This is a genomic window from Larkinella sp. C7 (genome assembly GCF_006149005.1).
Classification (GTDB): Bacteria; Bacteroidota; Bacteroidia; order Cytophagales; family Spirosomataceae; genus Larkinella.
Genome location: NZ_VBSL01000007.1, coordinates 347781 through 360249 on the forward strand (window position 1 = coordinate 347781; position 12469 = coordinate 360249).

The 12469-nt window shown below is 49.6% G+C and carries 18 protein-coding genes and 1 pseudogene; all 19 read left to right on the forward strand.

Annotated elements, in window-relative coordinates; translation table 11 throughout:
• Window positions 1-488 precede the first annotated feature (488 nt).
• The 19 genes and pseudogenes from FH871_RS19710 to rplF all read left to right on the forward strand — a co-directional run bounded on the left by FH871_RS19710 (window position 489) and on the right by rplF (window position 12462).
• Window positions 489-1547, forward strand: a complete 1059-nt coding sequence (locus FH871_RS19710) for a YafY family protein (RefSeq protein ID WP_138993094.1) — start codon at window positions 489-491, stop codon at window positions 1545-1547.
• A gap of 197 nt (window positions 1548-1744) precedes the next feature.
• Window positions 1745-3930 (forward strand): annotated as a pseudogene (gene fusA / locus FH871_RS19715) (elongation factor G).
• Window positions 3931-4079: 149 nt separating this feature from the next.
• Window positions 4080-4385, forward strand: coding sequence for a 30S ribosomal protein S10 (rpsJ, locus tag FH871_RS19720; protein ID WP_114406391.1), 306 nt, complete (start codon window positions 4080-4082; stop codon window positions 4383-4385).
• Between the two features lie 339 nt (window positions 4386-4724).
• Window positions 4725-5345 carry a 50S ribosomal protein L3 gene (gene rplC, locus FH871_RS19725; protein WP_114406390.1) on the forward strand — a complete coding sequence of 207 codons (621 nt, stop codon included), beginning with the start codon at window positions 4725-4727 and terminating at the stop codon, window positions 5343-5345.
• A gap of 3 nt (window positions 5346-5348) precedes the next feature.
• Window positions 5349-5975 (forward strand): 50S ribosomal protein L4, encoded by a 627-nt coding sequence (gene rplD / locus FH871_RS19730; protein WP_138993095.1) that lies wholly within the window; start codon window positions 5349-5351, stop codon window positions 5973-5975.
• A 6-nt stretch (window positions 5976-5981) separates the two neighbouring features.
• Complete coding sequence (rplW, locus tag FH871_RS19735; protein ID WP_114406388.1) at window positions 5982-6275, forward strand: 50S ribosomal protein L23; 294 nt, start codon at window positions 5982-5984, stop codon at window positions 6273-6275.
• Between the two features lie 42 nt (window positions 6276-6317).
• A complete protein-coding gene (gene rplB, locus FH871_RS19740; RefSeq protein WP_114406387.1) occupies window positions 6318-7142 on the forward strand; it encodes a 50S ribosomal protein L2 in 825 nt (274 codons plus the stop codon).
• Between the two features lie 7 nt (window positions 7143-7149).
• On the forward strand, window positions 7150-7428 hold the full coding sequence (gene rpsS / locus FH871_RS19745) for a 30S ribosomal protein S19 (protein ID WP_114406386.1): 279 nt from the start codon (window positions 7150-7152) through the stop codon (window positions 7426-7428).
• Between the two features lie 67 nt (window positions 7429-7495).
• The gene (gene rplV / locus FH871_RS19750; protein ID WP_114406385.1) at window positions 7496-7885 is read left to right on the forward strand and encodes a 50S ribosomal protein L22; all 390 of its coding nucleotides are present in this window, start codon (window positions 7496-7498) and stop codon (window positions 7883-7885) included.
• 12 nt (window positions 7886-7897) lie between these two features.
• Window positions 7898-8836 carry a 30S ribosomal protein S3 gene (rpsC, locus tag FH871_RS19755; RefSeq protein ID WP_138993096.1) on the forward strand — a complete coding sequence of 313 codons (939 nt, stop codon included), beginning with the start codon at window positions 7898-7900 and terminating at the stop codon, window positions 8834-8836.
• A gap of 49 nt (window positions 8837-8885) precedes the next feature.
• Window positions 8886-9314: a 50S ribosomal protein L16 gene (gene rplP / locus FH871_RS19760; protein WP_114406383.1), complete on the forward strand. Its 429-nt coding sequence runs from the start codon at window positions 8886-8888 to the stop codon at window positions 9312-9314.
• A 6-nt stretch (window positions 9315-9320) separates the two neighbouring features.
• A complete protein-coding gene (gene rpmC, locus FH871_RS19765; protein WP_114406382.1) occupies window positions 9321-9515 on the forward strand; it encodes a 50S ribosomal protein L29 in 195 nt (64 codons plus the stop codon).
• 17 nt (window positions 9516-9532) lie between these two features.
• On the forward strand, window positions 9533-9796 hold the full coding sequence (gene rpsQ / locus FH871_RS19770; protein WP_038119974.1) for a 30S ribosomal protein S17: 264 nt from the start codon (window positions 9533-9535) through the stop codon (window positions 9794-9796).
• A 2-nt stretch (window positions 9797-9798) separates the two neighbouring features.
• Window positions 9799-10167, forward strand: coding sequence for a 50S ribosomal protein L14 (gene rplN / locus FH871_RS19775; protein WP_111626186.1), 369 nt, complete (start codon window positions 9799-9801; stop codon window positions 10165-10167).
• A 3-nt stretch (window positions 10168-10170) separates the two neighbouring features.
• On the forward strand, window positions 10171-10509 hold the full coding sequence (gene rplX, locus FH871_RS19780; protein WP_138993097.1) for a 50S ribosomal protein L24: 339 nt from the start codon (window positions 10171-10173) through the stop codon (window positions 10507-10509).
• A gap of 38 nt (window positions 10510-10547) precedes the next feature.
• Window positions 10548-11102, forward strand: a complete 555-nt coding sequence (gene rplE, locus FH871_RS19785; protein ID WP_114406379.1) for a 50S ribosomal protein L5 — start codon at window positions 10548-10550, stop codon at window positions 11100-11102.
• 20 nt (window positions 11103-11122) lie between these two features.
• Window positions 11123-11392, forward strand: a complete 270-nt coding sequence (rpsN, locus tag FH871_RS19790) for a 30S ribosomal protein S14 (RefSeq protein WP_114406378.1) — start codon at window positions 11123-11125, stop codon at window positions 11390-11392.
• Between the two features lie 104 nt (window positions 11393-11496).
• Window positions 11497-11895 carry a 30S ribosomal protein S8 gene (gene rpsH, locus FH871_RS19795; protein ID WP_114406377.1) on the forward strand — a complete coding sequence of 133 codons (399 nt, stop codon included), beginning with the start codon at window positions 11497-11499 and terminating at the stop codon, window positions 11893-11895.
• 9 nt (window positions 11896-11904) lie between these two features.
• Window positions 11905-12462: a 50S ribosomal protein L6 gene (gene rplF, locus FH871_RS19800; RefSeq protein ID WP_138993098.1), complete on the forward strand. Its 558-nt coding sequence runs from the start codon at window positions 11905-11907 to the stop codon at window positions 12460-12462.
• Window positions 12463-12469 lie beyond the last annotated feature (7 nt).

The window sequence follows — 12469 nt, forward strand, 5'->3', positions numbered from 1 at the left end:
TGACTGGCAAAGACGCGGCCATTCGAATGCTTTTCAAAAACAGCGTACACCCGACAACCCCGACACGGACTTGCTGGCTTGGTCTAAACCGTTACACCCGGACTGAGTTCCGGTGTAACTGGATAGCTCCTTTGGGTTTTAACATCTGGTGGCCTTTTTAGAAGTGGCCGCTTCCCAGCCAATGGATCAACCTTTTGGGTTGATAGCAGGATTCGAACCTGCGTTTGCCTGTTGCTCTACCTACTGAGCTATCCTGTCGAACAGGAGGAGGATTCGAACCCCCGACCCACAGATTAGAGACAGAAGTTCCCATTGTCAACAGCATATCGGAATCAGCCAGGGCTGCGATACTAGGGGGCTATTCAGAAACCCGCATCCGGTTTGATAACTGGTCTGTTCTGTCGCTACAAAGGTTGGAGCCTTCTGCGCAGTGTTTTTGCGTAGTTCAGAATATTTGTCGATTTTTCTCAAAAAATTCAGATTGCTCCATGCCTGTTAACCGGAATGCCCTGATTCGTTATAAAACGCTGGATGCCTGTCTGCGAAACCGGCAACGCAAATGGACGCTGGACGACCTGATTGAGCGGGTTTCAGAAGCACTTTACGAATACGAAGGGATTGACAAAGGAATCAGCCGACGTACCATTCAGGCCGACCTGCAACTCATGCGGAGTGATAAACTCGGTTATTTTGCGCCGATCGTCGTTCTGGAGAAAAAGTATTATACCTACGAAGACCCCGCCTACAGTATTACCAACATTCCGCTGTCGGATGGGGACCTGCTGCGTATGAATGAAGCCGTTGAGGTGCTGAAACAATTCAAAGGATTTTCGCACTTTTCGTCCCTAAACGAAGTGGTTCAGAAACTGGAAGATCATGTGTATTCGACGGGTCGGAAGTCAGCTCCGGTTATTGATTTTGAGAAGAACGAAGGACTGAAAGGGCTGCATTTTTTGGAAGAACTCTATCAGGCGGTTATTCAGAAAAAGGCCCTTCAGATCCGGTACCAGTCGTTTGTTGCACGATCTCCGCAGCTCTTTACCTTTCATGTCTGGTGGTTGAAAGAGTTTAAGAACCGCTGGTTTGCGGCCGGTGTGCAGAAAGGGAAAGATAAGCAAGGCATCATGCACCTGGCACTGGACCGCATGGTGGCTATCAACCCAGCACCCGATACTGATTATATTCCGAATGAGATGACGGATGCGGATGGGTATTACCGCGATGTGATCGGGGTTACCGTCAGTGAAAACTTGAGAGCCGTTCCGGTAAAATTATTCGTTACCCGTCTACACGCGCCCTACGTAGAAACCAAACCACTTCATCATTCCCAGCGGGTGCTGGAGCAGCGCGCTGAGGGCATTGTCATTCAACTCCGGGTGCAACACAATTATGAATTGGAAAAAGAGATTCTGGGTTTTGGGGAGGGGATGATCGTCCTGGCCCCTGAGCGGCTTCGTATGGCCATTCGGCAGCGTCTGCAGGCGGGTCTGGATGCCTATGCCGTCGTGGAAATCCCGGCGCAGCCGCCGAAACCAGCGTCGTCCTGAAGAATCAGTTTGAAAATCGGTATTGCTTTCATTTCCTGACTATTAACTTTTGCAATAGTCTTTACATTACTTTTGCTTTTACGTCCCCGATTCCCTATCTTTGCGCTCTGATTCGCGAAAAGTGCCTTTTTAATACCAACAAGTTGCTTTTTCGGATCCCTGCAATTGTACATTAACTTCTGTAATTATACTTCATTATGGCAACTGATCTTCGATACCTGCGAAACATTGGTATCGCTGCCCACATCGACGCCGGTAAAACGACTACCACCGAGCGGATTCTTTATTACTCCGGGGTCAGCCACAAAATCGGCGAAGTACACGAAGGGGCCGCTACCATGGACTGGATGGAGCAGGAACAGGAACGAGGAATCACCATTACGTCGGCAGCGACTACCGTCAACTGGAAATACCGCGACCAGAACTACCATGTGAACATCATCGATACCCCGGGTCACGTTGACTTTACGGTGGAAGTGAACCGTTCGCTGCGGGTTCTGGATGGTCTGGTGTTTTTGTTTAGTGCCGTAGATGGTGTTGAACCTCAGTCGGAAACCAACTGGCGTTTGGCGAACAACTACAACGTAGCCCGTCTGGGTTTCGTGAACAAGATGGACCGCGCCGGTGCTGACTTCTTGACGGTTTGTCAGCAGGTGAAGGATATGCTCGGCAGCAATGCCGTGCCGCTGCAATTGCCGATCGGGGCCGAAGATAACTTCAAAGGTGTAGTCGATCTGGTAAACTTCCGCGGTATTCAGTGGAACGAACACGACAAAGGCATGACGTTCCAGGAAGTTCCGATTCCGGACGACATGCTGGAAGAAGCCAAAGAATGGCGCGAAAAACTCCTCGAAGCCGTCGCTGATTACGACGAGTCGCTGATGGAGAAGTATTTCGAAGATCCGGAGTCGATCACGGAAGATGAAATCCTGACCGCCCTGCGCCAGGCGACCATCGAGATGAAAATTGTTCCGATGTTGTGTGGTTCATCGTTCAAGAACAAAGGCGTTCAGACGATGCTCGACTACGTGATGTCGTTGCTGCCTTCTCCGCTTGATAAACCGGAAATTAAAGGGATCAACCCGAATACCGATCAGGAAGTCGTTCGTCACCCGAACGAAACCGATCCGTTTACGGCTTTAGGTTTTAAAATTGCTACTGACCCCTACGTAGGTCGTCTGTGTTTTGTGCGGGTTTATTCCGGTATTCTGGATTCCGGTTCTTACGTTCTGAACACACGTTCGGGCAACAAAGAGCGGATTTCGCGGATTTTCCAGATGCACGCCAACAAGCAAAACCAGATCGACAAACTGCGGGCTGGTGATATTGGTGCCGTTGTTGGGTTCAAGGACATCAAAACGGGCGATACGCTTTGTGATGAGAAACACCCGATCGTACTGGAATCCATGGTCTTCCCGGATCCGGTTATTGGATACGCCATCGAACCGAAGAAAACGGCTGATCAGGATAACTTCTCGAAAGCCATTGGTAAACTGATCGAAGAAGATCCGACTTTGAAAGTAGAGACGGATGAAGAAACCGGTCAGACGATTATCCGCGGTATGGGTGAGTTGCACCTTGAAATTATCATCGACCGGATGCGTCGTGAATTCAAAGTGGAAGTTAACCAGGGTGCTCCGCAGGTAGCTTACAAAGAAACGTTGACCAAGAGCTTCGAACACCGCGAGCTTTACAAGAAGCAAACCGGTGGTCGTGGTAAATTTGCCGACATCGTGTTCGAAATCATGCCGGGTGAAGAAGGCAAAACCGGTCTGGAATTTGTGAACGGTATCGTGGGTGGGGTTATTCCACGCGAATTTATCCCATCGGTCGAAAAAGGATTCCGGGAAGCAATGTCGACGGGTCCGTTGGCAGGCTATCCGCTGGATTCGATGAAAGTTCGGTNCCATCGGTCGAAAAAGGATTCCGGGAAGCAATGTCGACGGGTCCGTTGGCAGGCTATCCGCTGGATTCGATGAAAGTTCGGTTGTTCCACGGTTCTTTCCACGATGTTGACTCCGATTCGCTGTCGTTCGAATTGGCAGCCCGTCTCGGTTTCCGGGAAGCGGCTAAAAATGCCGGTCCGAAACTGCTGGAGCCAATCATGGCCGTTGAAGTACTGACGCCGGAAGAATATACCGGTCCAATTACGGGTGACTTAAACCGTCGTCGCGGTATCATGAAAGGCATGGACACGCGGGCGGGTTCGCAGGTGATCAAAGCCGATGTTCCACTGTCGGAACTGTTCGGTTACGTAACGGATCTGCGTACGATGTCATCCGGTCGTGCCACGGCCAACCTGACCTTCTCGCACTACGAACAAGTACCGACCAACCTGGCGGAAGGAATCGTAGCAAAAGCAAAAGGAACCGTTAGAGCTTAATGATTGAATCATAGATGACCAATGAACAGTCGGTAAGGCATTGTTCATTGGTCATTAACTAAAAACCGCTGCTGGAGTAAATGGTTCTTTCGGCAGCGGCTCACGTGTCGGTTAACTACCGGCTATTATAACCAGAACCACAACTTGTCATGAATCAAAAAATTCGGATTAAACTGAAGTCCTTCGACCACATGCTGGTCGACAAGTCGGCTGAAAAAATCGTTAAGGCGGTAAAATCAACGGGTGCTATTGTGAGCGGTCCGATTCCTCTGCCGACCGAAAAAGAAATCTTTACGGTTTTGCGGTCTCCGCACGTAAACAAAAAATCGCGCGAGCAATTCCAGCTTTGCACCTACAAGCGGTTGGTGGATATTTACTCAACCAGCGCCAAAACCGTCGATGCGTTGATGAAACTGGAGCTGCCGAGTGGGGTCGACGTTGAAATCAAAGTATAACGCTAAGAATCTTCAGTAACTTTTGTTGAAAAAGTTTTTTGAAGTCGAAAAATAGCGTACCTTTGCAAGCCGAATTTAGAATTAAGAACAAAGACATACCTCGGGTGAAGGTCCTTTATGGAAACCGCATCTGACTAATTTAGTACGGTAACACATGCATTTGTGTCAACCGAGCGAAAAGGTCAGGTGGAACACGCCTGGCCTTTTTTGTTTTTAATTTGCTCGGAATCATTGGAATAAAGTAAAATACGGTTTGGAATAAGCGTTAGTAATTCCTACCTTTGCACTCCGATTTTTTCGGGTTGAAACTATAAATTCCTGCTTTACAACCACTTATTTATGTCTGGTTTAATTGGAAAGAAGATTGGGATGACCAGTCTGTACAATGCTGACGGGCAGGCTCTGGCATGTACAGTTATTGAGGCTGGTCCCTGTGTTGTTACACACGTAAAAACGCAGGAGAACGACGGCTATCAGGCTGTTCAGTTGGGTTACGGCGAGAAGAAAGAAAAACGTACAACCAAGCCATTGCTGGGGCACTTTAAAAAGGCCGGTACGACGCCAAAGCGCAAGTTAGTTGAGTTTAAAACATTCGAAAAAGAGCTGAGCCTGGGCGAAACCCTGCAAGCTGCGGATGTTTTTGTCGAGGGCGATTTCGTTGATGTCGTCGGAACGGTTAAAGGTCGCGGATTCCAGGGCGTTGTGAAACGTCACGGTTTCGGTGGTGTCGGTGGACAAACCCACGGTCAGCACAACCGCGCTCGTCACCCGGGTTCTATCGGTGCCTGTTCATTCCCTTCACGGGTTTTCAAAGGTATCCGGATGGCCGGTCGCATGGGTGGCAACCGGGTGAAAGTTCAGAACCTTCGTGTTTTGAAGATACTGTCAGAACAAAATCTGATCGTAGTGAGCGGCTCGGTTCCGGGCGCAAAAAATTCGTTCCTCATTTTAGATAAGTAAATCATGGAGGTAGCAATTTATAACTCGAAAGGCGAAGATACAGGCAAGAAGATCAACTTGTCTGACGAGATCTTCGGAATTGAGCCAAGCGAGCACGCGATCTACTTAGACGTGAAACAATACCTGGCCAACCAACGTCAGGGAACGCACAAGGTAAAAGAACGTGCCGAGAATGCTCACTCGACCCGTAAAATCAAGAAGCAAAAAGGTACGGGTGGTGCTCGTGCCGGTTCCATCAAATCGCCGGTATTCGTTGGCGGTGGAACCATCTTCGGTCCCCGTCCGCGTGACTACTCGTTCAAACTGAACAAGAAGGTAAAGCAACTGGCCCGTAAATCGGCTCTTGCCACCAAAGCGCAGGGTAACAGCGTTTCCATCCTGGAAAACTTCACCCTGGAAGGCCCCCGTACGAAGTCATACATCGAGTTTTTGAACGGTTTTGAGGCTTTGAACACGAAAACGTTGTTGATTCTGCCTGAGGTAGACACCAACGTGGTTCTGTCGAGCCGCAACCTGCAAAAAGCCAAAGTCGTGACGGCTGACAGCCTTAACACGTATGATCTGATGCACGCCGACCGTCTGCTGATTGCTGAAGGGGCTTTGTCGAAATTAGAATCTCTTCTCCAGTAATTGATTATGGAAAACGTACTGAAAAGACCGATCATTACCGAAAAAGTGACGGCCCAGAATAAGAAGGGACAATACGGTTTTGAGGTGTCGATGAATGCCAATAAAATCGAAATCAAAAAGGCTGTCGAGAAATTGTATGGCGTTACGGTGAAGGAAGTCAATACGATGCGTTGCTTCGGACACATGAAGTCGAAGAGCACGAAGAAAGGCGCTGTTACGGCAGGCCGGACGTCAACCTGGAAGAAAGCAATCGTTACGGTTGCCGACGGGGAGATCATCGATATTTACGCTGAAGCATAAGGCAACCCAACCACGAACGACTAAACGAAGTAGTTAGGAATCATGGGAGTTAAGAAACTGAAACCAACAACCCCGAGTCAGCGTTTTCGCGTGGCCCCGGACTTTGCCGAGATTACGACGGACAAACCGGAACGGAGTCTGCTGGTATCGATAAAGAGATCAGGTGGCCGGAACAACCAGGGTCACCGTTCAATGCGCTACATTGGTGGCGGTCACAAGAAACAGTATCGGATTATCGACTTCAAACGCGATAAGGCTGATGTACCGGCAACGGTTAAGACGATTGAGTATGATCCTAACCGTTCGGCCCGGATCGCTCTGTTGTTCTACGTTGATGGGGAAAAGCGTTACATCATTGCCCCTCAAGGCATCACGGTTGGACAGCAGGTCATTTCAGGCCCGTCCGTTCCGCCGGAAGTTGGAAACGCCCTGCCATTGTCGGCCATGCCGATTGGTACCATCGTTCACAACGTGGAGCTGAAGCCCGGTAAAGGAGCCGCTATGGTTCGCAGCGCCGGAACCTACGCCCAGTTGGTTGCCCGCGAAGACAAATACGCGATTTTGCGGATGCCTTCGGGTGAGCAGCGGATGGTATTGGGAACCTGCATGGCAACCGTCGGCTCGGTGTCTAACCCGGATCACATGAACGTGAGCATGGGGAAAGCCGGTCGGAACCGTTGGTTAGGGATTCGTCCCCGCGTCCGTGGTGTTGCCATGAACCCAGTCGATCACCCGATGGGTGGTGGTGAAGGTCGGGCTTCCGGTGGTCATCCCCGGTCACGTACTGGTCTGTACGCAAAAGGCAAGAAGACCCGCCCGGTGAACAAATATTCAGATCGTCTGATCATTAGTAAACGAAAAAAATAAGAGGTAGATGGCACGCTCACTCAAAAAGGGTCCCTACATAGATTTTCGTCTGGAAAAGAAGGTGGACACCATGAACGATGCAGGCAGAAAGTCTGTAATCAAAACCTGGTCCCGCCGTTCAATGATCTCTCCGGATTTCGTTGGCCACACGTTCGCCGTACACAATGGCAATAAGTTCATTCCAGTGTATGTCACCGAGAATATGGTGGGTCATAAATTAGGCGAATTTTCGCCTACCCGTAACTTCCGGGGGCACGTTGCGAAGAAAGACAAAGGCAAACGATAGAATTGTTTAATGTTTAAAGTTTAAGGTGTTCGTTAAACGTTAGACTTTAGACCTGAAACCAGAAAAAATGGAAGCAGTAGCAAAGCTAAAAAATGTGCCTTCGTCTCCTCGTAAAATGCGGCTGGTTGCCGATATGATCCGGGGTCAGAAGGTTAGCAAAGCATTGGGTATTCTGCGTTATCAACCCCAGGCCGGTGCAGCACTGCTGGAAAAGCTGGTGCTCTCGGCGGTTGCTAACTGGCAGCAAAAAAACGAAGATGAACGCGCCGAAGACGCTGATCTGTACGTAAAGACGATTTTCGTCGACGGCGGTCGGATGCTGAAACGTCTGCGTCCTGCTCCTCAGGGTCGTGGTCACCGGATTCGCAAACGCTCCAACCACGTTACGATCGTGATTGAGAGTGCCGCCGGATCTCTTACGGTTGCACCAGTAGTTTCAACAGAAAACGCAGAATAACAAGACAATAAAATGGGACAAAAAGTAAACCCCGTTGGTTTTCGGCTTGGTATCGTCAAAGGATGGGATTCAAGCTGGTATGGCGGCAAAGAGTTTCCTGATAAGCTGGTTGAAGACGAAAGAATTAGAAAATATATTCAGGCACGTATCCCGAAAGGATCGATAGCCCGGGTTGTTATCGAGCGGACGTTGAAGCGCATTACATTGACCATTCACACGGCACGTCCGGGTATTGTGATCGGTAAAGGCGGTGGCGAAGTCGATAAGATCAAGGAAGAGCTAAAGAAAATTACCGGCAAAGACGTTCAGATCAACATTTTCGAAATCAAACGTCCGGAAATCGATGCTAAACTGATCGGTGAAACGATTGCCCAACAATTGCAGGCGCGTATTTCGTACCGCCGGGCCATGAAACAGGCGATCAGCTCAGCGATTCGGGTTGGTGCTCAGGGAATCAAAGTTCGCGTATCGGGTCGTCTGGGCGGTGCTGAAATGGCCCGTACGGAAGAGTACAAAGAAGGTCGGGTGCCACTGCACACGCTTCGGGCTGACATCGACTACGCAATCTCGGAAGCACAAACGATCTACGGAAAAATCGGTATCAAAGTTTGGGTATTCAAAGGTGAACTTTACGGCAAACGTGATTTGTCACCCGCGGCTCAAATTACCGCAGCTCAGTCAGATCGCGGAAACGACCGGGGTGATCGTCGCAACGATCGCGGAGACCGTCGCGGAGAACGCGGTGGTGAAGGCGACCGGGGTGATCGTCGCCGGGGACGCAATGATCAAAATCGTGGTGGCGGTGCCGGTGGTGGCGCTCCGCGTGGTCAGGGCGGACAAGGCGGTGGTGGTCAACGTGGCGGACAAGGCGGAGGTCAACGTGGTGGTCAGGGCGGAGGCCCGCGGCCGGGCGGTGGCGGAGGTCAAGGTGGTGGCCCACGCAAAAGATAGTAAGAACATCGGACGTCATACCAGGCACGTCCTTTAGATACGACTAAAGATGTTACAACCAAAAAGAACCAAGTTTCGTAAGCAGCAGAAAGGCCGTGTGAAAGGCATTGCCGGACGGGGTCACCAAATCGCTTTCGGATCGTTTGCCATCAAGTCGCTGGAACCCGGTTGGATTACAGCCCGTCAGATTGAAGCGGCCCGTATTTCCGTCACCCGTGCCATGAAACGTGAAGGCCAGGTTTGGATCCGTATTTTTCCAGACAAGGTGATTACGAAGAAACCAGCCGAAGTACGGATGGGTAAAGGAAAGGGAGCTCCTGAGTATTGGGTAGCTGCCGTAAAACCGGGCACCATTCTGTTCGAAGCAACTGGTGTTCCCCTGGACGTAGCCAATGAGGCTCTGCGTTTGGCGGCTCAAAAGTTACCGATCAAAACAAGATTCGTTGTTCGTCGGGATTATCAGGAAACAGAAGACTAATCAGTCATGAAAAAGAACGAGATCAAGTCGCTGACGGTTGAACAATTGAATGAGCAGGTAGCGGCTGAGAAAGATCGCTTGCAAAAATTAAAGTTTGCGCACGCCATTTCGCCCATCGAAAACCCGATGCGGATTCGCACCACGCGTAAATTGATTGCTCAATTACTGACCGAGCTGACTGTTAAAGAAAACGCCAGCTAATTAAACGGTATCGACTCATGGAGCAGCAAGAAAGAAATTTAAGAAAAGAAAGAATTGGTAAGGTGGTAAGCAACAAGATGGAAAAATCCATCACGGTTGCAGTCGATCGGAAAGTGCAGCATCCCATTTATGGAAAATTCATGCACCGTACGAAGAAGTTCATGGCCCATGACGAAAAAAATGAATGTGGAATCGGTGATACGGTTCGCATCATGGAAACCCGTCCGCTGAGCAAGAACAAATGTTGGCGATTAGTCGAAATCATTGAAAAGGCGAAGTAATCATGATCCAGCAAGAATCACGTTTGGGCGTAGCCGATAATAGCGGTGCCAAAGAAGTACTCTGTATTCGGGTACTGGGTGGAACCGGCAAGCGTTTCGCTACGGTTGGAGATAAAATTGTAGTGACGGTGAAGCAGGCGCTTTCTTCGAGTAACATGAAGAAAGGTACTGTTTCGAAGGCGGTAGTCGTTCGCACCAAGAAAGAAATTCGTCGGAAAGACGGTTCTTATATCCGGTTTGAAGACAACGCAGCCGTTCTGCTGAACAACAATGACGAGCCGCGCGGTACCCGCATTTTTGGGCCCGTTGCCCGCGAATTGCGCGAGAAGCAGTTTATGAAAATCGTTTCTTTGGCTCCAGAAGTATTGTAACCCATGAAGAAAGTAGCAGACAAGCCTGCGAAGTTACACATCAAAAAGGGAGACGCTGTGAAAGTGCTCTCTGGTAACTCGAAGGGCCAAACCGGCACCATCCTGCGCGTTTTGGTCGATAAGCAACGCGCCGTGGTTGAAGGAGTAAACATGATCACCAAACATGTGAAACCCTCCGCAGCCAACCCCCAGGGAAGTTTGGAGAAACGCGAAGGAACAATCCACATCAGCAACCTGATGGTGATTGACCCCGCCACCAAAGAACCGACCCGGACCGGCCGTAAACTGAATGACAAGGATAAGTTGCAACGGTACTCGAAAAAGACCGGTAATTTTATCTAATCGATTAGAAATCAGGAACGTATTAAACAGATACGAAAGTGGCAACACCGAGGCTGAAAGAGAAATATACCAACGAGATCGTGGCCCAATTGAAAGAAAAGTTTCAGTACAAAAGCGTTATGCAGGTACCGAAACTCTCTAAGATTGTTGTAAACAAGGGGATTGGGGCCGCCGTCGCTGACAAGAAGTTAGTCGATGTAGGTGTCGAAGAACTGACGATGATTACAGGCCAGAAAGCAGTGGCAACCATTGCGAAAAAAGCCGTCTCTAACTTTAAGCTGCGCGAAGGCATGCCGATCGGCGCTAAAGTGACCCTGCGCGGAGAGAAGATGTACGAATTCCTGGATCGTCTGACCGCTGTCGCTCTGCCGCGCGTTCGTGACTTCAAAGGAATTAGTGATAAAGGCTTCGATGGCAACGGGAATTACACGTTCGGTGTCCAGGAGCAGATTATCTTCCCGGAAATTACGATTGACAAAGTAAGTCGGATTTCAGGTATGGATATCACGTTCGTTACGACGGCGAACACGGATGAAGAAAGCTTTGCATTGCTAAAGGCCCTGGGCATGCCCTTCGCCGGCGGTAAAAAATAACGCATAACGCGCATAAAAACATGGCAAAAGAATCCATCAAAGCAAGAGAGCGTAAGCGGATTGCCTTAGTTGCGAAATACGCTACCAAGCGTGCCGCACTGAAAGCTGCCGGAGACTACCTCGGGTTAGACAAACTGCCGAAGAATGCTTCGCCGGTACGTCTGCACAATCGGTGTAAGTTAACGGGCCGCCCTCGCGGGTACATGCGGAAATTTGGTATCTCCCGCGTGACGTTCCGTGAAATGGCATCGGCCGGTAAGATTCCGGGTGTAACAAAGGCAAGCTGGTAACTTTCACGCCATCTTAGCGATTATCGAAACAATTCCCTAATTTTGCAGGCCCGTTCAAAACGGCTAATCCGTCAGCGAGGTTTGCAGTTACTAATCAGGAGGAAATGAATACTGATCCCATAGCAGATTATCTGACTCGCATCAGAAATGCGATCCGCGCCAAGCACCGGGTCGTGGAAATTCCTGCTTCCAATATAAAGAAGGAGATCACTAAGGTACTCTTTGATAAAGGCTTCATCCAGAACTACAAGTTCGACGAGACGGGCCCGCAAGGAAGTATTAAAATTGCACTGAAGTACAATCCGGTTACGAAACAACCTGCCATCGTTGATTTGCAGCGTGTGAGCCGCCCGGGTCTGCGTCAGTACAAAGGAGCTACGGACATTCCGCGGATTCTGAATGGCTTAGGTGTCGCCATCGTCTCTACCTCGAAAGGGGTGATGACGGACAAGGAAGCCCGGACGCTGAACGTAGGCGGTGAAGTGTTGTGTTACGTATATTAATCAGAAACTATGTCACGCGTAGGTAATAAATCCATTGCACTGCCCGAGAAAGTGTCAGTTTCGGTCGAGAACGGTAACACAGTTACGGTGAAAGGTCCGAAAGGGGAACTCTCGCAGAGCATCAACCCGGATATTAAAGTAGAGATCGTCGACGGAGAACTGAAGGTAGTTCGCCCGAACGACCAGAAACGTTTCAAAGCCTTGCACGGTTTGTATCGCGCTCTGGTCAACAACATGGTAACAGGTGTCAGCACCGGTTATAAGTTGGAACTCGAAATCGTCGGGGTCGGTTACAAAGCCGTTGCAACGAATAACATTCTGCAATTGACGCTGGGGTATTCACACGATATTTACGTGGCCATCCCAACGGAACTGAAAGTAAGCGCCATAACGGAAAAGGGACAAAACCCGAAAGTCATTCTGGAAGGAATCGACAAACAACTGATCGGCGATGTTGCGGCTAAAATCCGTTCGTTGCGGAAAGTTGAACCGTACAAAGGGAAGGGTATCCGGTTTGTGGGCGAGAAAATTCGTCGGAAAGCTGGTAAGTCTGCTTCCAAGAAGTAATAGGTGA